Annotated in this window: 23 protein-coding genes; 12 read left to right on the top strand and 11 right to left on the bottom strand. The window is 63.1% G+C overall.

The genetic code is table 11. The features are described from left to right. Nucleotides 1-7 precede the first annotated feature (7 nt). From AC1DYX_RS03615 to AC1DYX_RS03605, 3 genes are read right to left on the bottom strand one after another with little or no spacing between them, the layout of a single operon-like run. The gene (locus AC1DYX_RS03615; protein ID WP_477256348.1) at nucleotides 8-790 is read right to left on the bottom strand and encodes a DUF3106 domain-containing protein; all 783 of its coding nucleotides are present in this window, start codon (nucleotides 788-790) and stop codon (nucleotides 8-10) included. A gap of 3 nt (nucleotides 791-793) precedes the next feature. Next, on the bottom strand, nucleotides 794-1,216 hold the full coding sequence (locus AC1DYX_RS03610; protein ID WP_477256346.1) for a DUF3619 family protein: 423 nt from the start codon (nucleotides 1,214-1,216) through the stop codon (nucleotides 794-796). Further along, a complete protein-coding gene (locus tag AC1DYX_RS03605; RefSeq protein WP_477256344.1) occupies nucleotides 1,213-1,782 on the bottom strand; it encodes an RNA polymerase sigma factor in 570 nt (189 codons plus the stop codon). The genes AC1DYX_RS03610 and AC1DYX_RS03605 overlap by 4 nt, the downstream gene beginning before the upstream one ends. Nucleotides 1,783-1,950: 168 nt before the next feature. Between AC1DYX_RS03605 and AC1DYX_RS03600 the strand changes: the two genes are divergently transcribed. The 4 genes from AC1DYX_RS03600 to ilvC all read left to right on the top strand — a co-directional run bounded on the left by AC1DYX_RS03600 (nucleotide 1,951) and on the right by ilvC (nucleotide 6,394). Beyond that, nucleotides 1,951-2,577 carry a glutathione S-transferase family protein gene (locus AC1DYX_RS03600; RefSeq protein WP_477256342.1) on the top strand — a complete coding sequence of 209 codons (627 nt, stop codon included), beginning with the start codon at nucleotides 1,951-1,953 and terminating at the stop codon, nucleotides 2,575-2,577. Nucleotides 2,578-3,038: 461 nt separating this feature from the next. Continuing rightward, nucleotides 3,039-4,763 carry an acetolactate synthase 3 catalytic subunit gene (locus tag AC1DYX_RS03595; protein ID WP_477256340.1) on the top strand — a complete coding sequence of 575 codons (1,725 nt, stop codon included), beginning with the start codon at nucleotides 3,039-3,041 and terminating at the stop codon, nucleotides 4,761-4,763. Further along, nucleotides 4,763-5,254: an acetolactate synthase small subunit gene (gene ilvN, locus AC1DYX_RS03590; RefSeq protein WP_477256338.1), complete on the top strand. Its 492-nt coding sequence runs from the start codon at nucleotides 4,763-4,765 to the stop codon at nucleotides 5,252-5,254. Before AC1DYX_RS03595 ends, ilvN begins: the two co-directional genes overlap by 1 nt. A gap of 123 nt (nucleotides 5,255-5,377) precedes the next feature. Next, nucleotides 5,378-6,394 (top strand): ketol-acid reductoisomerase, encoded by a 1,017-nt coding sequence (ilvC, locus tag AC1DYX_RS03585; protein WP_166858916.1) that lies wholly within the window; start codon nucleotides 5,378-5,380, stop codon nucleotides 6,392-6,394. A gap of 390 nt (nucleotides 6,395-6,784) precedes the next feature. Here ilvC and AC1DYX_RS03580 read toward each other — a convergent pair whose 3' ends face one another. From AC1DYX_RS03580 to AC1DYX_RS03570, 3 genes are all read right to left on the bottom strand, one after another. Beyond that, nucleotides 6,785-7,792, bottom strand: coding sequence for a hypothetical protein (locus AC1DYX_RS03580; RefSeq protein WP_477256336.1), 1,008 nt, complete (start codon nucleotides 7,790-7,792; stop codon nucleotides 6,785-6,787). A 467-nt stretch (nucleotides 7,793-8,259) separates the two neighbouring features. Beyond that, a complete protein-coding gene (locus AC1DYX_RS03575) occupies nucleotides 8,260-8,934 on the bottom strand; it encodes a glycoside hydrolase family 25 protein (protein WP_477256334.1) in 675 nt (224 codons plus the stop codon). A 24-nt stretch (nucleotides 8,935-8,958) separates the two neighbouring features. Next, entirely contained in the window at nucleotides 8,959-9,702 is a 744-nt protein-coding gene (locus AC1DYX_RS03570) for a hypothetical protein (RefSeq protein WP_477256332.1), read from the bottom strand. Nucleotides 9,703-10,024: 322 nt separating this feature from the next. On the opposite strand from AC1DYX_RS03570, the gene AC1DYX_RS03565 reads away from it, so the two are divergent. From AC1DYX_RS03565 to pssA, 5 genes are all read left to right on the top strand, one after another. Next, nucleotides 10,025-13,330: an nSTAND1 domain-containing NTPase gene (locus AC1DYX_RS03565; RefSeq protein WP_477256330.1), complete on the top strand. Its 3,306-nt coding sequence runs from the start codon at nucleotides 10,025-10,027 to the stop codon at nucleotides 13,328-13,330. Next, nucleotides 13,327-13,728: a hypothetical protein gene (locus AC1DYX_RS03560; protein ID WP_477256328.1), complete on the top strand. Its 402-nt coding sequence runs from the start codon at nucleotides 13,327-13,329 to the stop codon at nucleotides 13,726-13,728. The genes AC1DYX_RS03565 and AC1DYX_RS03560 overlap by 4 nt, the downstream gene beginning before the upstream one ends. Before the next feature lie 181 nt (nucleotides 13,729-13,909). Next, nucleotides 13,910-14,299 (top strand): DUF1842 domain-containing protein, encoded by a 390-nt coding sequence (locus tag AC1DYX_RS03555; protein ID WP_477256326.1) that lies wholly within the window; start codon nucleotides 13,910-13,912, stop codon nucleotides 14,297-14,299. 183 nt (nucleotides 14,300-14,482) lie between these two features. Continuing rightward, entirely contained in the window at nucleotides 14,483-15,256 is a 774-nt protein-coding gene (locus AC1DYX_RS03550) for an SIMPL domain-containing protein (protein ID WP_477256324.1), read from the top strand. An 84-nt stretch (nucleotides 15,257-15,340) separates the two neighbouring features. After that, nucleotides 15,341-16,201, top strand: a complete 861-nt coding sequence (pssA, locus tag AC1DYX_RS03545) for a CDP-diacylglycerol--serine O-phosphatidyltransferase (RefSeq protein WP_477256322.1) — start codon at nucleotides 15,341-15,343, stop codon at nucleotides 16,199-16,201. Between the two features lie 117 nt (nucleotides 16,202-16,318). Here pssA and AC1DYX_RS03540 read toward each other — a convergent pair whose 3' ends face one another. The 4 genes from AC1DYX_RS03540 to AC1DYX_RS03525 all read right to left on the bottom strand — a co-directional run bounded on the left by AC1DYX_RS03540 (nucleotide 16,319) and on the right by AC1DYX_RS03525 (nucleotide 19,115). Further along, nucleotides 16,319-16,945, bottom strand: a complete 627-nt coding sequence (locus AC1DYX_RS03540; protein ID WP_477256320.1) for a phasin family protein — start codon at nucleotides 16,943-16,945, stop codon at nucleotides 16,319-16,321. 337 nt (nucleotides 16,946-17,282) lie between these two features. Further along, on the bottom strand, nucleotides 17,283-18,020 hold the full coding sequence (locus AC1DYX_RS03535; protein ID WP_477256318.1) for a hypothetical protein: 738 nt from the start codon (nucleotides 18,018-18,020) through the stop codon (nucleotides 17,283-17,285). 66 nt (nucleotides 18,021-18,086) lie between these two features. Continuing rightward, nucleotides 18,087-18,593, bottom strand: coding sequence for a hypothetical protein (locus AC1DYX_RS03530; protein ID WP_477256315.1), 507 nt, complete (start codon nucleotides 18,591-18,593; stop codon nucleotides 18,087-18,089). Nucleotides 18,594-18,611: 18 nt separating this feature from the next. Continuing rightward, nucleotides 18,612-19,115: a hypothetical protein gene (locus tag AC1DYX_RS03525; RefSeq protein ID WP_477256313.1), complete on the bottom strand. Its 504-nt coding sequence runs from the start codon at nucleotides 19,113-19,115 to the stop codon at nucleotides 18,612-18,614. 191 nt (nucleotides 19,116-19,306) lie between these two features. Here AC1DYX_RS03525 and rpsO point away from each other — a divergent pair, with 191 nt between their 5' ends. The 3 genes from rpsO to AC1DYX_RS03510 all read left to right on the top strand — a co-directional run bounded on the left by rpsO (nucleotide 19,307) and on the right by AC1DYX_RS03510 (nucleotide 22,542). Further along, nucleotides 19,307-19,576: a 30S ribosomal protein S15 gene (rpsO, locus tag AC1DYX_RS03520; RefSeq protein ID WP_036230908.1), complete on the top strand. Its 270-nt coding sequence runs from the start codon at nucleotides 19,307-19,309 to the stop codon at nucleotides 19,574-19,576. Between the two features lie 286 nt (nucleotides 19,577-19,862). Further along, on the top strand, nucleotides 19,863-21,962 hold the full coding sequence (gene pnp, locus AC1DYX_RS03515) for a polyribonucleotide nucleotidyltransferase (protein ID WP_477256311.1): 2,100 nt from the start codon (nucleotides 19,863-19,865) through the stop codon (nucleotides 21,960-21,962). Between the two features lie 370 nt (nucleotides 21,963-22,332). Beyond that, nucleotides 22,333-22,542 (top strand): hypothetical protein, encoded by a 210-nt coding sequence (locus AC1DYX_RS03510; RefSeq protein WP_477256309.1) that lies wholly within the window; start codon nucleotides 22,333-22,335, stop codon nucleotides 22,540-22,542. Between the two features lie 139 nt (nucleotides 22,543-22,681). On the opposite strand, the gene AC1DYX_RS03505 is transcribed toward AC1DYX_RS03510, so the two are convergent. Next, nucleotides 22,682-23,156 (bottom strand): IS1595 family transposase (locus AC1DYX_RS03505; RefSeq protein WP_477256307.1); only part of this gene is annotated, 475 nt, incomplete at its 5' end.

The following is a 23,156-nucleotide window of genomic DNA, read 5'->3' as shown; positions in this document are numbered from 1 at the left end:
GAAAACCTCAGGCGTTGTTGGGCGTGATGCCCCAGTTGGCCGGCACCTGCTTTTCCGGCTCCTGGGCGGGTGGCTTGGCGGGCTGGGCCGGTGGCGTGGCCGGCACCGGCGGCGCCGGAGGCGCGGGCGGCGGCACCACCACGCAGGGCGGGGCGGCCGACACCGTGTTCCTGACCGTGCCGGCCGGGCACGACGTCGCGCCCTGGCCCAGCGGCGCGACGATCTTGCCGTTGGCCTGCGACGGCACGACGCGCGGCGTCTTGCGGGCGGCGGCCGAGGCGGCGAGCTTTTTCTTTTGCTCTTCCGGCAGTTGCTGGTAGCTTTCCCACGTGGCGTTCTTTTCCTCGGGGGCGATCTTGCGTGTGCGCGTATAGGTTTCACGCGCCAGTTCGCGCTGTTCCGGCGTCAGTTTGACCCATTCGCGCATGCGTTCGTGCACGCGCTGCTGCTCTTCCGGCTTCAGCGTGGCGAAACGGTTCGCGAGCTGCAGCCATTTCTGCTTGCGCACGCCATCCATCTGGTCCCATTCGCCCTGCAGCGGTTGCAGCGCCAGTTGCTGGGCCGGCGTCAGGCTGCGCCACAGGGGCTTGTCGCCACCCTTATGGCTGCCGGTGGCCGGTCTGGCGGGCTGGGTGCGCGTGGCGGGGGAGGCATCGGCGGCCGACGTCGCGGGTGCGGCCGTCGATGCGTCGGGATGGGAGCCGTCCTGCTGGTTGAGGGACAGTACGGCCGCGCCAACGAGCACGACCGCCGCGGCGGCGCCGGCAACCTTGAGCTTGTTAGCCGTCATCCTTTACTGGGCTCGCTGCGGCTGTTGCTGTGCTTGCTGCTGTTGGGCCAGGTAAGCGTTGAAGCCGTGGTCGGTATAGGCAGTCAGGGGCAGGTCGTCGGACAGCACGGCCGCATCCAGCTCGGCCAGCTCGGCGGTGCGCTGCTCGCGTTCGTACTGGTAGACGCCGACCATGCCGGCCACCATTGCCAGCAGCGGGGCAACGACGGCGGCGCGGGCCACCCATTGCATCGAGAACAGTGAGCCGACATCGAACGCGGCGCGCTGTTGTGACTTCGCGCGGACCGGCGCATCGGCCTTCTTGCGGGCCAGCGCCTGCGCGCGTGCGGCGGCAAGGCGGTCCGTGGTCGAGGCCGGCAGGTTGTCGAGGTTGTCGTTCAGGCCATGGCGGATCTTGTACGCCAGGTTGATGTCGTCGGTGTTCATAGTTTAATTCCCTTGGCCTCCAGGGCTTTCTGCAGGGCGTGCGTAGCGCGAGAACAATGTGTTTTTACACTGCCCTCGGAGCATCCCATCGCTTCGGCCGTCTCGGCCACATCCATGTCCTGCCAGTAACGCATGAGGAACGCTTCCCGTTGACGCGCCGGGAGCTTTTGTATTTCTTCCTCGATCAGGCGCAGGGTTTGGGCCCGTTCGACCTGATCCGCGCTCGACTCCGCGGCGGACGTTCCTTCCTCGGCCTCATAAGATGCCAGTATATCAAATTCCTCGTCGTCGTCGTCCCGGCGGCCGAGGCCTCCAAAGAGGCTGATCCAGGTGTTTCTGACCTTTTCGCGGCGGAAGTAATCGAGGATCGTGTTTTGCAGGATGCGCTGGAACAGCATCGGCAGTTCGGCCAGCGGCTTGTCGCCATACTTCTCCGCCAGCTTGATCATGGCGTCCTGAACGATGTCGAGCGCTGCCTCGTCCTTGCGGACCGCGTACGCCGCCTGCTTGAAGGCGCGCCGCTCGACACTCTCGAGAAAGTCGTTGAGTTCTTTATCTGTGGCCATGCGAAATGTGGTGGAGCCACCGGTACGTTGCCTGTGGCTTTACGGAAAACTTTCGAATGCTAGCAAAATTTACGGATGGCCGCACCCGAAACCGGCAGAGCGGTGCATACGTAGTTTCCTGTATGACTTTAAAATGGCTGAGTCGACATGGTTACGGAGGCAAATCAGATGATGCGCATCCTCGGCAAGGCGAGTTCGATCAATGTCCGCAAGGTCTTGTGGACCTGCGCCGAACTCGGCCTCGCTTTCGAGCGGGAAGACTGGGGTAGCGGTTTCCGCTCCACGCAGGCGCCGGAGTTTCTCGCGCAGAATCCGAACGCGATGGTGCCGGTGCTGGTCGATGGCGATGTCGTGCTATGGGAGTCGAATACGATCTGCCGCTACCTTGCCACGCGCTACGGCGACGGAAGCCTGCTGCCGCGCGACGCGACGGCCTGTGCGTACGTGGAGCAATGGATGGACTGGCAGGCCACCGAGCTGAACAACGCCTGGCGCTATGCTTTCATGGGCCTCGTACGGGAAAGCGGAGCGCACCAGGATGCCGGCCTGATCGCGGCGAGCGTCGATGGCTGGAACCGCCACATGGGCATCCTCGAGCGCCAGCTGGAAAAGTCAGGCGCGTACGTGGCAGGATCGCGGTTCACGTTGGCCGACGTCGTGCTGGGCCTGTCTGCGCACCGCTGGCGCAAGACGCCGATGAACGAACGGCCAGGGTATCCCGCCATCGCGGCATGGATGGCGCGGCTGGAGGCGCGGCCCGCTGCCGGCGCGTGGCTGCCCGACGATACGGCTTGAGCTGTCGTTTGGTGGGCTCGGGGAGCCCACCCTACGGCAATATGCATATCGTAGGGTGGGCACCCCGTGCCCACTATGACGTTAATGCATACGAAACCGTGAAAAATAAATATTTGTCTTGACCAGAATGGTGCAACGCAGTAAGGTATAGAACGCTTTAGACCCCCAAAGCATATTGTCAAGCCAGTTTGTCACACAAAGTCATTCTCGGCATGGCGCGCTTTCACAATGTAGGCAGTTTGCTCCAACCCGTGCCACAAGCGCGAGAGATTCGCATTCCGCTACAGTAACTCAAGCCGAACGAGTTGCGTCCAGCGACGTTTCGTAAGGATCCTACGGTATCCTGAAAGATCGTCGTGACCGCAGAAAGAAGGGAAGCATGAGCACTGTTGCGTGACACGTATCTCGTCAGGGACGAGCATCCGATCAATCTCCCTATGGGTTTTGAAAGGAAACGTATCATGAGTAACGACGCAGCAGCTCCCATCACGGGCGCTGAGATCGTAGTCCGTTGCCTGGCGGAAGAGGGCGTGAAGCACGTCTTCGGTTACCCCGGCGGTGCGGTTCTCTACATCTACGACGCCATCTTCAAGCAGGACAAATTCCAGCACATCCTGGTACGCCACGAGCAGGCAGCCGTGCACGCGGCCGACGCGTATTCGCGCAGCTCGAATGAAGTGGGCGTATGCCTGGTCACGTCCGGTCCGGGCGTCACCAATGCCGTCACCGGCCTTTCCACCGCATACATGGATTCGATTCCGATGGTCGTGATTACCGGCCAGGTTCCGACCAATGCGATCGGCCAGGACGCATTCCAGGAATGCGACACCGTGGGCATCACGCGCCCGGTGGTCAAGCACAATTTCCTCGTCAAGGACGTCAAGGACCTTGCCGAAACCATCAAGAAAGCCTTCTATATCGCACGTACCGGCCGTCCGGGCCCGGTGCTGGTCGATATCCCGAAGGACGTCAGCATGCACAAGGCCGTGTACTCGTATCCGAAAGAGATCGAGATGCGTTCCTACCGCCCCGTCGACAAGGGCCACGCGGGCCAGATCCGCAAGGCGGTGCAACTGCTGCTGGCGGCCGAGCGTCCGATGATCTACACGGGCGGCGGCGTCATCCTGGCGAATGCCTCGAACGAACTGAACAAGCTGGCCGACAAGCTCGGCTTCCCGATCACGAACACGCTGATGGGCCTGGGCGCGTATCGCGCCACCGACAGGAAATTCGTCGGCATGCCCGGCATGCACGGTACCTATGAAGCGAACATGGCGATGCAGCACTGCGACGTCCTGATCGCCATCGGCGCCCGCTTCGACGACCGCGTGATCGGCAACCCGAAGCACTTCGCGAGCAATCCGCGCAAGATCATCCACATCGACATCGACCCGTCGTCGATCTCGAAGCGCGTGAAAGTGGACATCCCCATCGTCGGCAACGTCAAGGACGTGCTGGTCGAGATGCTGTCGCAGCTGGACGCCGCCGAGCAGCGCCCGAACCCGGCCGTGCAGAAATGGTGGCAGCAGATCGAGGACTGGCGCGGCCGCGAGTGCCTGCGCTATGCGACCTCGGATGAACTCATCAAGCCGCAGTCCGTCGTCGAGAAGCTGTGGGAAGTGACCGGCGGCGACGCGTACGTCACGTCGGACGTGGGCCAGCACCAGATGTGGGCCGCGCAATACTACCCGTTCGACAAGCCGCGCCGCTGGATCAACTCCGGTGGCCTGGGCACGATGGGCGTGGGCCTGCCGTACGCGATGGGCGTGCAGATGGCGAACCCGGGTGCGACCGTGGCCTGCATCACGGGCGAGGGTTCGATCCAGATGAACATCCAGGAACTCGCGACCTGCAAGCAGTATCACCTGACGCCGAAGATCATCCTCCTGAACAACCGCTTCCTGGGCATGGTGCGCCAGTGGCAGGAACTCGACTACGGTTCGCGCTATTCCGAATCGTACATGGATTCGCTGCCGGACTTCGAGAAGCTGGCCGAGGCCTATGGCCACGTCGGCATGCGCATCGAGAAGCCGGGCGACGTCGAGGGTGCGCTGCGCGACGCCTTCGCCATGAAGGACCGCCTGGTGTTCATGAACTTCATTACCGACCGTAGCGAAAACGTCTGGCCGATGGTCAAGAGCGGTAAAGGCTTGTCGGAAATGCTGCTCGGATCGGAGGACCTGTAATGCGACACATCATCTCCGTCCTGCTGGAAAACGAAGCCGGCGCGCTGTCGCGCGTCGTGGGCCTGTTCTCGGCACGCGGCTACAACATCGAGACGCTGACCGTGGCGCCGACCGAAGATCCCACCCTGTCACGCATGACCATCGTGACGACGGGCTCGGACGACATCATCGAGCAGATCACCAAGCACCTGAACCGCCTGATCGAGGTGGTGAAGGTGGTCGACCTGACCGAAGGCCAGCACATCGAGCGCGAGCTCATGCTGATCAAGGTGAGGGCAGTGGGCAAGGAGCGCGAAGAAATGAAGCGCACCGCCGACATCTTCCGCGGCCGCATCATCGACGTGACGGAAAAAACGTACACGATCGAGCTGACGGGCGCGAAGACCAAGCTGGATGCCTTCATCGACGCCATCGACCGCGCCTCGATCCTCGAAACCGTCCGCACGGGTGGTTCCGGCATCGGCCGCGGCGAGCGCATCCTCAAGGTTTAACGCCGGTGGTTGTTCTGGTGGGCTCTGGGAGCCCACCCTACGGCCAACACAACATGTAGGGTGGGCTCCCCGAGCCCACCAAACGTTCGAATAAACGATAGATATAAAAGCACAGGAATAATCATGAAAGTTTTCTACGACAAAGACTGCGACCTCTCCCTGATCAAAGGCAAGAACGTCGCCATCATCGGCTACGGCTCGCAAGGCCACGCACACGCCCAGAACCTGACGGAATCGGGCGTCAACGTCACCGTCGGCCTGCGCCGCGGCGGCGCCTCCTGGGGCAAGGTCGAACAGGCTGGCATCAAGGTCGCTGAAGTCAACGAAGCGGTCAAGAACGCCGACGTCGTCATGATCCTGCTGCCGGACGAAAACATCGCCGACGTGTACAAGAACAACGTCGAACCGAACATCAAGCAGGGCGCCGTGCTGGCGTTCGCGCACGGCTTCAACGTGCACTACGGCCAGGTCGTGCCGCGCGCCGACCTCGACGTGATCATGGTCGCTCCGAAGGCCCCGGGCCACACCGTGCGCGGCACCTACCGCCAGGGTGGCGGCGTGCCGCACCTGGTCGCCGTGTACCAGGACAAGTCGGGCGCAGCCCGCGACATCGCCCTGTCGTACGCGATGGCCAACGGTGGCGGCAAGGCCGGCATCATCGAAACCAACTTCCGTGAAGAAACCGAAACCGACCTGTTCGGCGAGCAGGCCGTGCTGTGCGGCGGTGCAGTCGAGCTGATCAAGGCCGGCTTCGAGACGCTGGTGGAAGCCGGCTACGCCCCGGAAATGGCTTACTTCGAGTGCCTGCACGAGCTGAAGCTGATCGTCGACCTGATCTACGAAGGCGGCATCGCCAACATGAACTACTCGATCTCGAACAACGCGGAATACGGCGAATACGTCACCGGCCCGCGCGTCGTGACCGAAGACACCAAGAATGCGATGCGTGCCGTCCTGAAGGACATCCAGACCGGCGAATACGCCAAGTCGTTCATCCTGGAAAACAAGGCCGGCGCCCCGACGCTGATCTCGCGTCGTCGCCTGAACGCCGAGCACCAGATCGAGACGGTCGGCGCACAACTGCGCGCGATGATGCCGTGGATCGCCAAGAACAAGCTGGTCGACCAGTCGAAGAACTGATCGTCGTTAGCTGACGCGAAAAACGCCCCCGCCAGTCGGGGGCGTTTTTTTTTCAGGATTGCAAAGTCGGCTTGTCAGCCGTATTCTCGAGAGGTGGTACCTATGTCTCTCGACAAGTGTTGTCCATGTCTATGTGCTGAACAGTGCTTTCCTTCTACTCCGCGACACACTGCTGAAGCATGTTCGCAGCAGGATTGGCCGTACCGTCATTGAATGTGAAGAACGCGCCCGTCGGGATAGGAATCATCGTCGTGCCACCGGGGGACGGAGTAACCTTGCTTGGGTCTAACACCGCGATGGCCAGCACGAGGTCGGCCCCGCCGGAGATGCCCACAGTGCTCCAGATCTGAGCCGCAGCGCCTGGCACCGCAAATTTTTCCAGCACACACGCTACGTGAAAGCTTGGCGTCCCGTAATTGGTGCCCATCCCACGATGGAGAAATCCTTTTTCGAGCCGCTGTTCGGCAGATGGGACAGCGGGACGACGTTGCGGTCGGTTGCGTAGATCTCCATGCTTGTGGCCGAAGTTATCGACAGGCCTTTACCCCAGCGAAATGAGCTGTTGAGCACTTCGTTACCCAGCTCCAGCAGGCCGGCCAACAGGGAGCCCCACAAGGGCTGTGCGTTTTTCAGATAGGCTTCCAGGATCGTCAGCGAATCACTCATCCCCGGAATGCTCATCCCTTTCTGCAGCAAGGCATGGCAGGCAGGGGGCACCGCGTCCAGGTCCAGCTTGTACAAGCCGATATGGGAATTGGCCCCGTTGTCATCAGCGTTGAGCGAGACCAGGAACAGGCTGCCGTGCGTCTGCGTGATAAGCGCAAGGCCGGCGCCCGAATCCGGAAAGTCGGACACCTGAAGCACCTGGACAAACTGTGTCGCCCCCCATGGCAGAAGCGTCGATGTCGTGGATCGATACACGGTAAGCGACGTTCCGTTGACGCCCGCAATAAGGTACCTGCCGTCGGGGCCGGCCTCCCTGCTCATGCCAACGCCGTTGATGCCGTCGTCGGGGCGCTGGATTGTTCCTAACAAGGTGATGGGTTGACCAAGCAGGCAATTGCGCAGATCGTAGACCTGAATTTCCGAAGCGTTCGAACCGCTGCCGCTCGCCGATTGCTGGATGCCCATGGCCATGAAACTTCCACAGGCCTGCGCGGCGCAGGGGTGAGGCCAACCGGGGGGCGCCGTATCGCCGACCTCGTCGATCTCGCCCTGGTCGCCCGAACGGACCATGGTACCGACCAGGTATTTGCCATCGGCACTGGAAGAACAGGGGGCCCAACAAGGATCCAGGTTCGTGTGGGTGAAAATCAGTTTGTCCGCGAACCTGGCCACCCCCTTGAAATGCGATTCAAGCAGTCCGGCGGCATCGGTGGGGGGGCGTGGGACACGCATAATATTGACGGGTCCCCTGCACAGGCATCGCCTGGAATGCTGCCTGAACATCGTCCATCTGCGGATTGGCCGGCATCACCGGTAGGACGACATGGCCAGGCGCGGCGCTGTTGCCGTTCGACGGTACATGATCTACGCAATTCTGGTTCATAGCGATCCTCGTTGGGTGGATACAAACAGGCGACCAGCATGTCGGCGGCGCCTGGCAATTCGAATACCTCGGGGTCAGCTTAGGGCTACGTAGACGGTGCTGTAAGTATCTTCACGTAACACTCGGCGTGTTACGTTGAACCTGCCCGTTATGCCGGCCGGGCCCACACGTCAGGCAACCGCCAGTTCACGAATACCGGCAACAAGCCTTCGTGACGGGGCGCGAAAAACGAAAATCGCCGGCGCGGGCCGGCGATTTTCATCATGTGGTCGTCTTGTCCGTAGCCGAACGGGATCACAGTCGCGCCGACGACAAACTAGCGCCATCCCACTTTTTTCGCTTGGAGAAAGTCCACCGGTTTCAGCGTCATGGCCGCGAGCGCCGCCGGGTCGGCGCCACGGAAATAGCTGATGTCGGCGTCGTGGCCGGGAACCCCGTCCACCTTGCCGCGCTCGCTACTTTGCCAAAAGGCGTAGTCGTTCCAACCCGACGGCRGCGTCGGTCGATCACTACGGCAGCTGGCCACCCACAGGGGGCAATCCGAGAACGCGGCAGGATGGCCCAGTTGTTCCCAGAAGCTTGCTCTGGTGTAGATAAGCGGATGCGCGCCGAGCCGGTTTCGCATGGCGGCGATCCATCCGGCCAGCAGCGCAAGATAGGCCCTGTTATCGCCGGACTTCCAGGCGCCGTCGTAGATGGGGTTGTCCTCGACATCGACCACGGGCGGCAGATGCCCGGGGCTGACGCGCAGCGTCGTGATGAGGTTTTCCATCAATCGAATCTGGACCGCGGCATTCCGGCTGACGCGTAGAAAGTGGTAAACCCCGCAAACCAGACCGGCGGCTCGTGCCCCTTCCAGATTCGCCATTGCGCGCTCATCGGCCACGTCACCGTAGGCTGCACGGATAAAACAAAAGGACATCCCTGCGGCTTTCACCCGGGCCCAGTCGATTTCGCCGCTCTCGGCGCTGACGTCGATGCCTCGTAACATGCTTTCCTCGTGGAGTAGTTGGCCTCAGCCGTGACAAAAATACTGGTTCAAGGCCGCGCAGATGCTTTCTGCGAGGTCTTCCTGCAACGGGATGCCCGGATTGCCGCGGCGGTCCTGTTGCACGGACCAGACGATCGCGCCGGAGGCCGCGTCGATGAGACGCACGGCGGTGCGCACCAGGTCGCCATCGAAACGCACGCTGCCTTCGAGCAGATGGCTCGAGACGTCCGTCGGCCGACCGCCGCGCTCTTGCGGAAAGCCGTAGGACACGACCTTGTCGCCGAATTCGCGGAACAGGCGGTAGCTCAGTTCTTCGCTCAAGCCCCGTGCGAATGCCGTGCCGGCGGCGGCGTCGCCGACGCTGCGCAGCGGGCGGATCGCCAGCAGACGACGGGTTTCGAGCCGGCCCAGGCTGGCGGCGGCCCGTCGTATGACCGGCATATAGCTCCCCGGCGGGATGGCGATCACCACGTCGTCGCAACTTCCGGCGCCCGCGTAATACGACTTCAGCTTTTCGCGCAGGCGTCCCACCTGCACCCGCACGATCGGGTCGTCACCGGTGCTGTAGACGGCGGGATCGCGGTCGAACACGTCGATCCCGATACCGTATTCCGTGGTGTCGCGTGTGCTTCCCTCGAGGCATTTTTCGACGAGGAATTGCAACAGCCCGCTCAGCCTGTGCGCCTTGCAGAACAGTTGGCTGGCCCGCAGCCGCGCCAGGCAGGCCAGGATTTCTGCCTTGCACAAAGGCTGTGTCAGTGCGGTCAAGGACGGGGGCGCATGGAAGGCGGGCGGCGCGGACTGTGCTGCGGCGCTGAGGATGCTGGTATTGATGGCGTTCTCCCGAAAGGCTGTGTGTCGTTGTTGCCGAACTCTAGTTTCGAGACCCGTTCCTTACCTTCCGGTTTCCTTCCGATCGCTAAGTGATTGATTTTATTAAGACTGTAAGCGCAACTTGGCGGCTATCATCGGACTCTTGTCATGCCGAGTGGGTAAATTATCAACAACATATAAAAATAGGCAAGAATGCGATATATTGAGCAAATGCAAAATCGATGGTTTCCTTGCACGACTGGTTTAGCGAATCCTGATGAATAAGAAGGCGTTTCGTTTTGGCGAATGGCGGATCGATCCACTAAGCAACAGCGTCGAACGCGCCGGGGAGCGCCGCCAAATGGAACCGCGGGCCATGGACGTGCTGGAAGTGTTATGCGGCGCGCAGGGCGCAATCGTGAGTGCCGACGCGTTGCTCGAGCAATGCTGGCGCACCGGCGTCTACGGCGATAACCCGGTACACAAGACGATCGCACAGCTGCGCCGCCTGCTTGGCGATACGGCCAGCGCGCCGACCTATATCGAAACCATCCGCAAGCGCGGCTACCGTACGCTGGCCGCCGTCACTTTCGACCAGGTACCGGCCGCACCGTGCTGGCAAGGCCAGTCGCCGTTCCGGGGGCTGCAAGCGTTCGACGAAGAGCATGCGCAAGTGTTTTTCGGCCGCGATGAGACGACGCGCCAGCTGGCGGCATCGGCCGAGGCGCAAGTCCGGGCGGGTCTCGCGCTGCAGTTGGTGCTCGGTTCCAGCGGTTCCGGCAAGACCTCGCTGGTACGGGCAGGGCTGTTCCCCGCCTTGTCGCCGGCGCGCGCGCCGGCCGGGTTGGCATTGGTCTCGACCACGACCTTCGATTTGGGCGAGGCCAGCGACGCCGGCGAGGAAACATTGCTCATCGGGCTCGCCAGCGCGATGCTCGACCTGCATGTCGCGGATACCGGCGTCTTTGCCGGCGCCAGCGCGACCTCACTGGGACACCAGTTCGAATATGATCTGCATGCGGTGCTGCGCGCGCTCCAGGCCGGCCTGGCGGGCCACACCGCCACCAGCGCCGCCCAGTCACCGCGCTTCGGCGTGTTCATCGACCGTTTCGAGGCCCTGTTCGACAACGCCAGGGTGAGCCTGGCAGCGCGCCAGACTTTTCTCGACTTGCTCGGGTTGCTCGCGCGGAGCGGGTCGATCCTGCTGATCGTCGCTTGTCGCAACGACTTTTATCCGCATATTGCCCAGCATCCGATCCTGATGGAAGGCAAGGCGAACGGTGCGCACTTCGACCTGGCACCGCCGGGCTTCGCCGATATTGCCCAGATCATCCGCTTGCCCGCCGCAGCGGCGGGTTTGCATTTTGGTACCGATTCCCGGACGCATACCCGGCTCGACGACGTCTTGTGCGCCAGTGCGGCGGGCAGCCCGGACGGCTTGCCCCTGCTTCAATACTGTCTGGAAGAGCTGTACCGCCTGCGCACCGACACCGGCGAGCTCAGCTTCGAAGCCTTGCGTCGTGTCGGCGGCGTCGAAGGTGCGATTGCGCAGCGCGCCGAACAGGTGATGGCGCAGCTCGACGACGCGCAGACGGCGTCGCTGGCCCACGTCATGTCGCTCGTGGTCGTCCTTTCGCCGAACGAAGAGACGGTCACGAGCCGGCGCGCCCCGTGGTCGGCCCTGCGCAGCGACGCCGAACGGCAGATGGTGACGGCGCTGGTCGATAGCCGCCTGATGGTCAGCGACCTCAGCGGCGAAATCCCGAGCTTCGGTATCGCGCATGAAGCGATCCTGCGGCGCTGGCCCCGGATGCGCGACTGGATCGAGGCGCACCGTGGCGCCTTGATCGTGCGCGCCAGGCTCGCGCAACTGGCGGCGCGCTGGGCGGCGGAAGGGCGCAGCAACGAACTCTTGCTGCCGCGAGGCAAGGAGCTCGATGCGGCCAAGGGTTTGCAGCAAGCCGGCGTATTCCGCTTGAACGACGAGGAATCGCAACTGATCCGGTCCTCCGATCATCGCGCGCGGCGCGGCGAGCGCCTGCGGGTTCTCGCGATGAGCAGCATCGTGGTGCTGGCGGTCCTGGTCGGGGCGCTGGGCATCAGCGCCCTGGGGGCGCGCAACCTGGCCGAACAGCGGCGCCAGGAAGCGGAAGGCCTCATGAGCTATATGCTGGGCGATTTCGCCGACAAGCTGCGGCCGCTGGGCCGTCTCGACCTGCTTGACAGCATGAGCCGGAAGGCACTCGATTACCTGGGGCGCGAGGTCGAACAGGGCGTCGGGACTGCCGCGCTGACGCAGCGGGCCAAGGCCTTGCAGGTGATCGCCGAGGTGCGCAGGGCGCGCGGCGATTCGCCGGGGGCGATCGCGGCGCTCGTCAGCGCCAATGCTATCCTGGCCCAGCAATACGCGAAGGCGCCATCGGATACCGACATCGTGAAGAACGTGGGCGTGAACGCCTATTGGCTCGGCCAGCTCAGCAAGGACCGCAACGAGTGGGACAAGGCGGCGGCCTATTGGCGCCAATACCAGGGTTTCAGCGACCGCCTGCATGAGCTGGAACCGGACAAAGTCGAGTGGTGGGTCGAACAATCGTACGCGCACAATAACCTGGGTTCGCTGGCGGCCACCYGCGGCGATCCGGCCGGCGCGGCGCGCGAGTTTTTGCTCTCCATCGCGCTGAAGGAACGCGCCCTCGCCAGGCAGCCGCAAGCGATCGCGGTGCAGGCGGAACTGGCCGACAGTTATTCCTGGCTGGCCTCCGCCACCGAATCCCTGGGCGAACTCGACGAGGCCGGGCAGTTGTTTGCCCGCGAGATGGCGATCATCCAGCGCCTGCGCGCCGCCGCGCCGAGCGACGCCCTGTGGGTCAAGCGCGAAGTGCGGGCGCTGCAGCATCGGGCCCTGAACCGGCTGGCTCGCGGCATGGTCGCGCAAGCCATGGAGGATTACCGCGAGGCGCGGCAACTGTTCGCCCGGATCGCGGTACAGGACAGCAAGAACCGCAGTTGGCAAAGCGAGGTGGCGTTTCTCGAACTCGAGGAACAGCTGCTCGCCCATGCGAGCGGCAACGGGCGGGCTGTCCTGGCGCGGCTCGCAGAAATTCACGCGAGAATGGCCGCGTTGCATGAGTTTGATCTGGACAATGTCAACTGGGCCAGGCGCGAAGCGGTCGCCCGGTTGGGGATGGCGCAGGTGATGATCGCGGAAGGACAGGGTAGCGATGCGGCGWAGCAGGTCGACGCCGCACTGTCCAGCCTGGAACGCCTGTATGCCAGGAATGCGTCGAACTACAGCATCCGGCTGGCGAAAGTGAAGGCATTGTTGCTGTCGGCGCAGATCAGCACGGCCTCGCGCGATGCCGCGGCGGCCAGGCGGGCCTGCGAAAGCGCTTATATGTTGTTGCAAGCAACTGGAAGCACCACCCACGACTTCCAGGTCCTCGATCCCTGGGTCAGGATTAATCAGTGCATGGGAAATTGGGTAGCCGCGGCGAGCGCCGAGGAACGTTTGCGGCAGATCGGTTATCGCGATGCGGACTACCTGCGTTATCTGTCCAATCAATCACGAAAGAAATCTCTATGACCACAGCTATTCCGCAGCGCACCGTCACCATTACGATCCGGGGCACCGGCCAGGCCGACGCACGGGTAAATTACTCCTATTGGTCGCCCAACGACAGCATGGTCAGGGTCGCGGCCAGCCGATGCGACCTCATCGAGAAGCACGCAACCAATACCCTGTTCGTGCTCGATTACGCGTCGACGCTGGACGGCTGGACGATGGTCAGAACGAGCCCGAATCCCGAGGGCGCGCCGGCGCTGCCGTTCGAGCTCGGGCCGGAAGGGACGTCGCTGCTGACGAAGTATGCGTGCCGGAAGCAGCACAACTATGCGTTCTACATCCATTATAAAAACACCGTGACCGGCGGCACGGCCGTCTTCGATCCGCAGGAGGGCAACGAGCCCGGCGATCCCGACTGAGCCTGTCTGGGCCGGCCCTGCAAGGCCGCGCCGCTGTTACGGTAACGCTTGTCGTTGTTACGTACTGATACTGTCGGCGTCGAGAGGCGGACGCTATCGTGGTTGCGCTGGGACTGCAGGGCATCCCGGTTAATCTCGCAAGCCAGCGCTTGCCTCTCAAACCTCGACACAGGAATTCACCATGGACCAGCTTTTTGTCGCCAATTACCGCATCAGTAGCGCCACACTCGCCGAACCGACGCTGGCGCTCAACCTGAGCGTCGATCCTGTACGCGGCAGCCTGCGCGGGCATGCCACCGTCACCATCGGGGAAGTGCAGCGCGTGAATTTCGACGTGGAGGGCAACTACATGGCGCTGGACGGCGTGCCCGGCGTGCTCAGCTTGCGCAACACCCGCCTGCCGTTTCCGGTCATGGACGAACCCCAGCTGGCGGTGCTGATTGCGCTGCCGCACGGCTGGAAGAGCGGCGCGGCCAGCTTCATCTACACGCACGGGATGGATCACACCGAGACCCGCGTAACCAACGCCGTTGCCACCTTGTGCCAGGCACGCGTGGCCGGCGACCAGTAAGCGCAGGATTTACGGCGCCAGCAACGCCGGGTCGGCGCCGCAGCCGGCCGGGCGCCACTTCTTTGTGTCCTCCGTTTGCACTCATTTGCAACTTTCCATTACATAAACTCGACTTTTGCGCAAAACGGGCTATCGTTCTCCTGCTGCGGCAATACGCCGCGATTGGAGTCAAGGAGAACAACAATGTCCATCAAAAAACTCGTCCTGATGTCCGCGCTGACCATCGCGTTTGCAGCCCAGGCGCAGGCGCAGGCCGCGCCCGCCGCTACGACGAGCGGCACCCTCGTCATCGTGCCCGCGTACGGCGAGGTCAAGCATGCCAACGACGAGGCGACCGTGACGTTCGCCGTCGAGGAACAGGACAAGGACCGCGCCGCCGCCACCGCGCGCGTCAACCAGAAGATGAAGCAGGGCACCGACATCGTCCGCCGCGAGGATCCGCAGGCGGAACTGAAGACGGTCGGCTACTACACCTATCCCGTCTATCCGGAAGTGCCGGACGGTCCTCGTCCGCTGGCGAACGCGGCCGCGCGCCGTGTGCCGATCGGCTGGCGTGTCGGCCAGTATCTCGAAGTGAAGACGCGCAACCTGCAGGCGTTGCCGAAGACGGCCGCCGCCGCGATGAAAGTCGTCAACCTGAACGGCATCGACTACCACGTGAGCCCGGAACTGGCGAAACGCCTGGACGACGAACGCATCGCGGCCACGTACCGCAACCTGAACGAGCGCATCGCCTCGATCGCGCGCGCAATGGGGCGCAACCCCGGCGACGCCGTCATCGACACGGTCGACTTCGAAGGCAGCGGCAATTACGCGGGCGGACAGGCGGAGGCGGCGCCGGCGATGATGCGCATGCAGGCCAAGCGGGCCGACATGGCCGAGATGCCGGAGCCGAGCTTCGAACCCGGAGAGACCACGCTGCAGATGCGTCTCGTCGGCAAGGTCAAATTCCGCTGACGGTAGCCATTCGCTAACACGGGGGCGGGCCCACTATAATGACGTGGTTCGCGCCCCCGGCGCATTGTTAGGAAAAAGCAATCTATGCCGATAACTCCCCGACGCCGCAAACCCGGCGCCATCAAGGCGCCCCGCTTCGCCCGTTTCAGCCGAGTCCGCAAGACCGACGCCGCCGGAGCCCGCCCGCGCCGGGGCATCTACCTGTTGCCCAATGCCTTCACGACGGCCGCGCTGTTCGGCGGCTTCTACGCCATCGTGATGGCGATGAACCAGCGCTTCGACCATGCCTGCTGGGCCGTGTTCATCGCGATGGTGCTGGACAGCCTCGATGGCCGCGTCGCCCGGCTGACGAATACGCAGTCCGAGTTCGGCGCGCAGTACGACAGCCTGTCCGACATGGTCTCGTTCGGCGCCGCGCCGGCCCTCGTCATCTACGAGTGGTCGCTGCGCGGTCTTGGCAAGCTGGGCTGGATCGCCGCGTTCGTCTACTGCGCCGGCGCCGCCCTGCGGCTGGCCCGCTTCAACACGAATATCGAGGTCGTCGACAAGCGCTTCTTCCAGGGCTTGCCGAGCCCGGCGGCGGCGGCCCTCGTCGTCGGCTTCGTCATGATGATGACCGACCCGGACATCAATGTCAGCGCGCGCAAGGTCGACTGGATCTCGTGGTGCATCGCGCTGTTCGCGGGCCTGACGATGGTCACCAACGTGCCGTTCTACAGCTTCAAGGACGTCAATTTCCGCAAGTCGGTGCCGTTCATCGTCGTGTTCCTGATCGCGCTCGCGCTCGCGCTGCTGGCGATCGACCCGCCCAAGGTCCTGTGGCCCCTGTTCGTGCTGTACGGCCTGTCCGGCTATGCCGTGTACCTGTGGCGCCTCGCCAAGGGCAAGCCCGTCAGCATCATCCAGACGGACGAGGAGACCCTCGATCCGAGCGAGCGGCGCTGACGGCGTAGCGCAGGCCTTCCCCCCCCAAAAAAAAAGCGCCCCATGCGGGGCGCAAACTGCAGCAGTGCAGCACAGGGACCGCATGCCATCGGTCCCGGTCATTCCATGTGCCGGACGTCAGCTCGCCTTGGCGGACTTGCCTTGCGGCTGGCTGTGCTGGCCGACCTGCGCGCCGCCCTGGACGTTGCCGCGGAACGTACCCTCATGCGTATCCGCTTCGACACGCACGCCACCCTCCGCGCCATTGCCGCTTTGCAGGTTGCCGCGATGGGCACTGATGTTGGCGCGTGCTTCCTGGAACGGATCGCGGAAATTCTTCAGCGTGTCCTCATGGTTGCGCAGGCTGTTCTGCGTTTCTTCGGTGGCGACGCGCGCCACTTCATCGGCCAGCGTACGGGCCGTGCGCGACGTCTCCTGCACGTGCTGCTCGGCCACGCGTGCCAGGTCGACCTGGGAGTCGGCGACGACGCGCGACAGGTGTTGCTGGTAGGCCCGGATCTTTTCTGCGGCCGGTTGGGCACGCTGTGCAGCGGCCGAAATGACTTCAGTCGGGTGGTTGGTGGTCAGTAGTTGCTGGCCGGCGATGCTGCTTTCTTCGAGCAGGGTCTGGCTCAGCTGAATGTTCGCATCGATGATATGCTGGATCGAACGCGACCACGATTTCGATATATCGTTGAGGAATGCGACCTGGGCGTCCAGGTGCGAGCGTACGGCGGGCGTGACGGACTGGGAAAACAGGAACATATGTGACCTCTTGAAAGTAAATTCGATTCGGGTTACGAAAACGCCTGGCACATTCATGCCAATTCGGATGTCATAATAAAATGCTGCATCGCAACGTAGACTCGCTTGTCCGAAATGTTTGTTAAGGCGCGAGCACCAAGCCTAGGTCTCTTTTCGCGAAAGTTCAATCCCAAATTGAATCGTGCGCGCACTTGTGTGGTGCGCGCGACAGATCTTATTGGTGCAACGCAACTGTCGCGTCGAAGTTTAATTGCTGCAATGCAGCAGACTTTTTTGGTGGAAAGAGAAAATATTCTCTTCGGTGGCAAGATGCACGCTGTTTCCCGCCGCCGGCAGCTCAGTCGCGCGCCGTGCGCCATTCCTGGCCATTGGCCGTCGATTCATGCTCCGGGCAATTGGTTTGTCGCCACTTGCCGTGCTTCTCGATCGTATCGATGCTCGTCGCCGGCGAGCGTTCCGTCATGCAATAGGTGCTGCCGCCCGTGACGACGCGCGTGCGGCGGGCGCCGTCGCCCGTGTTGTTGATCAGTTCGTCCATGCCGGGCGCCATGTGGGCCGCGGCGGCAATCCCGTTGCGCAGGCGGATCTGCGGGCTGTCCAGCGGCGCGACGATATACGGATTGTTTTCCTTGCGCAGCGCGCGGTCGACGGCGCCGGCATCGCGGCGCGCGCGTTCCAGCAGGGCCGCGCCGGAGGATAGGGGCGGTGGGGCTGGCGAGGCGGGCGCGTCCGGCGCCGGTCCCGCGCTGGCGGCGGCAGGCGGACTCGCGCCGGATGTCGCTGGTGCCGCCGCCGGGGAGGGATACGGCACGGCGATCGCGCCGGGCAGCGTGGGCGTGGGCGTGCGCGGGCGGATGGGCAGTGGATGCGCTTCGTCGCGCCGCGGCGTTGGGGTGGCGGGCGCCGGCAGCCGTATCCACTGGACCGTCGTGCGCGCCGGGTCCGGGGCGACGGACGGCGTCCGGCGCGCCATGGTCCAGCCCAGGATCAGCAGGGCGTGGACGAGCAGCGTGGCCGCGATGGCGGTGCGGCGGCCCGCACGCGGCGGCGGCAGGAGAGGTATGGCGACTGTCATCCGCCCGAGTATAGCCGGCGCCGGCCCCGGCATTCTCACGCATTGTCGCGCCGGTCCTGGCTGGTGTCAGCGGTGGCGCAGGCGCTCGTCGAACATCGGATCGGGGCCGTTGAGCATCTGGCGCACGACGCCCTGCTGGTCGAAGTGCACGCTCATCATCGAGTTCCACACGCCCGCTTCCTTGTAGCGGTACGACCAGACCTCGTAGTTGTGGAAGTACACGCGCGTCACCTCGGCGGGGCGGCCGAAATGGCGCAGGATGTCGTCCTTGCTCCACTGGTCGACCTTCACCTTCGCGAAGTTCTCGCTCGTCAGCACCTGGTCGTACGAGACCAGGCGGCCGTCCGGGCCGATGCGTGCCATGTACTGGAACTGGCCCATCGGCTGCCCGCGGTATTCCAGCACCTGGCCGCCGTCCGGCTCCGGATAGACGGCGTCCGGCCTGCCCAGTCGGGCGGTGACTTCGGCCAGCGGCGCGCCGGCGGGCGGCGCCTGGTGCAGCATCGGGGCGCAGGCGGACAGGGCGAGTGCGGCGGCGATGGCCGCCAGCGTCGAATGGAACGGGATCCTCATCGCTTGCCTCCGTGAGTGTCAAAAGCCTTTCGAGCGGTCGTCGAGCAGCGGGTCCGGCGTGTTTTCCGTGCGCACGACTTCGCCCCGGCCGTTGAAATAAATATTCATGAACGAATTCCACAGCTTGTCCTGCTTGTAGCGGTACGACCAGACTTCGTAGCCGTTCACGCGTTCGCGGCCGACCTCGGCGGGGCGGCCAAAGCCGCGCAGCACGTCGTCCTTCATCCAGCTGCCGGGCTTGATCGTGGCAAAGTTCTCGCTTGTCAGTACCTGCTCGTACGAGACGAGGCGCCCATCGGCGCGGATGCGTGCCATGTGCTGGTACTGGCCCATGGGCTGGCCACGGTATTCGAGCACCTGGCCGCCGGCGGGATCCTGGTAGACGGCATCCGGCTTGCCCAATTTGGCTGTGACCTCGGCCAGCGGCGTGCCGGCCGGCGGCGTGCGGTTGAAGGTGCCGCAGGCGGCGAGGGAGGCGGCGAGCGCCAGGGCGAAGGCAGTGTGCTTGATTGTGTTATTCATCGTGGGTAGGCGTCCTTGGGAGATGCCAAAACGGCATCGCCAACCTGGGGATTTTAGCGGAAGTCGAGGAAACACTGGCTTCGCCTTACATTTTCCCCTATACTTTCCGGTCTTGGCTTCAAGGCCAGGTTTTTTATTAATTCACGGTGCGCTGGGTTCCGACTCTTGCACCGCATGTGAAAGGCAACATCATGACCGTAGAAAACATCAACAAGGCCGCGATCATCGCGGACAACGCACGTGGCCAGAACGACACCGGCTCGCCGGAAGTCCAGGTTGCACTGCTGACCGCCCGCATCAACGAACTGAACGGCCACTTCAAGGAACACCAGAAGGATCACCACTCCCGTCGTGGCCTGATCATGATGGTCAACCGTCGTAAGAGCCTGCTGGCTTACCTGAAGCGCAAGGATCTGAACCGTTACCGCGACCTGATCGCCAAGCTCGGCCTGCGTAAGTAATCAGCAGTTCCTGGGCATTGCGCCAGACGGCTCAAGCTTCGAAATGCCTGCGTCAGTTCTACTGCCGCGGGCATTTTTCGTTTTGGCCGTTGTTGAGTTTTACCCTGAAGTAATTAGTTAGTCGGGGTCAGAGCACACCCGGTATTCAGTCGGGGTCAGAGCACAACCGTGAAATTCGTGCTCTGACCCCGAATTAAGAGATTCTGACCCGGAATTAAGAGAATTGCCCGTCGTGAGGTGAACGACAGCGCCTGAAAATCTGTCGGCAAATAGAAAGGGATTACCCATGTTTAATAAAGTTACGAAAACCTTCCAGTACGGCGACCACACCGTCACCCTCGAGACCGGCGAGATCGCCCGTCAAGCCAGTGGCGCCGTCGTCGTGACGGTCGAAGACACCGTCGTCCTCGCGACCGTCGTCGCCAGGAAGGATGCCAAGCCAGGCCAGGATTTCTTTCCGCTGACCGTCGACTACATCGAGAAGAGCTATGCCGCCGGCAAGATCCCGGGCGGCTTCTTCAAGCGCGAAGGCCGTCCGTCGGAGAAGGAGACGCTGACGTCGCGCCTGATCGACCGTCCGATCCGTCCGCTGTTCCCGGAAGGCTACCTGAATGAAGTGCAGGTGATCATACACGTCCTGTCGGTCAATCCCGAGATCGATCCGGACATCCCGGCGATGATCGGCGCCTCGGCCGCCCTGTGCGTGGCCGGCATCCCGTTCAACGGCCCGATCGGCGCCGCCCGCGTCGGCTACGCGAACGGCCAGTACATCCTGAACCCGACCGTCGCCCAGCTGAAGTCCTCGCAGATGGACCTCGTGGTCGCCGGTACCGAACACGCCGTGCTGATGGTCGAATCCGAAGCGCAGCAACTGTCCGAAGAAATCATGCTGGGCGCGGTCGTCTACGGCCATGAGCAGATGAAAGTCGTCATCGACGCCATCCACGCGCTGGTGGAAGAGGGCGGCAAGCCGGAAGTCGAGTGGGAACCGGCACCGAAGAACGAAGAGCTGATCGCCCGCGTGCAGGACCTGGCAGAAGGCAAGATCCGCGAAGCCTACCAGACCCGCGACAAGCAGGCCCGTACGCAGAAGCTGAAGGACATGAACGCGCAAGTGCTGGCCGCGCTGGGCGAGGGCGTGGATGGCGTCGAAGTCGGCAACATTCTGTTCGACATGGAAGCCAAGGTCGTCCGTTCGCAGATCCTGGAAGGCGAGCCGCGCATCGACGGCCGCGACACCCGCACCGTGCGTCCGATCTCGATCCGCAACAGCGTCCTGCCGCGCACCCACGGTTCCGCGCTGTTCACGCGCGGCGAAACCCAGGCTCTCGTGATCGCCACCTTGGGCACCGGCCGCGACAGCCAGAAGATCGACGCGCTGATGGGCGAGTACACCGACGACTTCATGATGCACTACAACATGCCGCCGTTCGCCACGGGTGAAACCGGCCGCGTGGGCACGCCGAAGCGCCGCGAGATCGGCCACGGCCGCCTGGCCAAGCGCGCGCTGGTCGCCGCGCTGCCGGCGCCGGAAGAGTTCAGCTACTCGATCCGCCTGGTGTCGGAAATCACCGAGTCGAACGGTTCGTCGTCGATGGCCTCCGTCTGCGGCGGCTGCCTGGCACTGATGGACGCCGGCGTGCCGATGAAGGCACACGTGGCCGGCATCGCCATGGGCCTGATCAAGGAAGGCGGCCGGTTCGCCGTCCTGACCGACATCCTGGGCGATGAAGACCACCTGGGCGACATGGACTTCAAGGTGGCCGGCACCGCCAACGGCATCACGGCGCTGCAGATGGACATCAAGATCCAGGGCATCACCAAGGAAATCATGCAGGTCGCCCTGGCGCAGGCCAAGGAAGGCCGTCACCACATCCTGGCCGAGATGCAGAAGGCCATGCCGACCGTGAAGACCGAACTGTCGGACTTCGCACCGCGCCTGATCACCATCCGCATCAACCCGGAAAAGATCCGCGACGTGATCGGCAAGGGCGGCGCCGTGATCCGCGCGCTGACCGAAGAGACCGGCACGCAGATCGACATCACGGACGAAGGCATCGTGACCATCGCCTCGGTGGACGCCGCCGCCGGCCAGGAAGCGAAGCGCCGCATCGAAGAGCTGACCGCATCGGTCGAAGTGGGCAAGACCTACGAAGGCACCGTGCTGAAGCTGCTGGACTTCGGCGCCATCGTGCAGGTCATGCCGGGCAAGGATGGCCTGCTGCACATCTCGCAGATCGCCAACGAGCGTGTCAACGCCGTGGCCGACTACCTGAAGGAAGGCCAGCAGGTGCGTGTGAAGGTCCTCGAGACCGACGAGCGCGGCCGCCTGAAGCTGTCGATGAAGGCAGCAGCCGCGGATGACGCGGCGGCAGCGGCGCAGTAAGCCTCGGTCTCGGTAGACGCGGACTGGTAGGGTGGGCGGCCCTCCGCCCACCAAACGTATGCGTGGCAGCAACGCATGGTGGGCACAGGGGTGCCCACCCTACTTGGATAAGCTCTTGAAACCGCCAGTGCGTGAGCCTGGCGGTTTTTTTATTCCCGGCGCGGAAAACGATGGCAGCTCGTGCGCGAACCAGACATTCCTGCCACTTCATTCATGATCTTGGATCAACTCATTCATTGTTGTGATATCTCAGCAGTAACGAATTGCAGAGATATTTCCAGGAATAATGTTGAGCATCAGAAATTGAAATTGGCTTTATATCTCGCCAGTTCGCATAATGTGCTTACAGTCAACGAACCGGAGAAACAAAATGAACATCGCCAAGAACATGGAAACCATCTTTGTCGCAGCAGTCCTCGTCGCCACGAGCGTGGTCAACGCGTTCGCAGCACCCGCCGCTCCGCTGCCGGTCGCTTCCAAGTCCGTCATCGTGAAGGCGCCGGTCATGGAATCSCCGATGATCACCATCGTCGTCGTCGGCAAGCGCCTGACGGCTGAACAGAAGGCAAAACGTGCCTGAGCCGGCTTCATGCAGCAGCATCGTTTGTTACGGCATGTAGGGCCCCTGTTCATCATCATATAAAACCGCCAGTGCGTGAGCCTGGCGGTTTTTTGTTTAGGCTGTGTTCGCGTTGATTCGGTAAACGAGCACCAACCCGCTAACCGAGCTGGACCGCAGCGCGCAGCCAGTCAGCCGGAGTCGTCAGGCGGCGCGCGTCCAGCAACCTCTGCCATCCCGAATAGTTGATCAGGTAGCGGCTTGCGACACCGCGAAAGCGCACGAGCCAGCTTTTAAAACGGCTGTGCCACGCGTTCACGTTCTGGATATGGATCGCGCCGCGCGCCCGTTCGCCGGCTTTCCCGTTCACTACCTCGTGCGTGATGCCGGCCTCCTTTGCGAAACGGCGATACGATCCAGCTGCATCGCTGATCAGCAAGACATCGGCCGGCAGTAGCGGTCCAAGGCATACGTGCAGYTKTTCGGCCGTCACCGGCCCGCGTCCGGTATGGAAGTCGAGCGTCTGWCCGGTACGGTCACGTGCMACGAGCAGGCAATCGTGTTCCTTGTTGATGCCGCGCCGCCTGGCCACGCCGCCGCGCTTTCTCGGCTTGCGGGTCAGGTGGCGCGATCCC

This window comes from Massilia sp. P2_C2 (genome assembly GCF_056404615.1).
The sequence above is the reverse complement of the archived record's forward strand: the minus strand, read 5'-3'. Positions and strand labels throughout refer to the sequence as shown.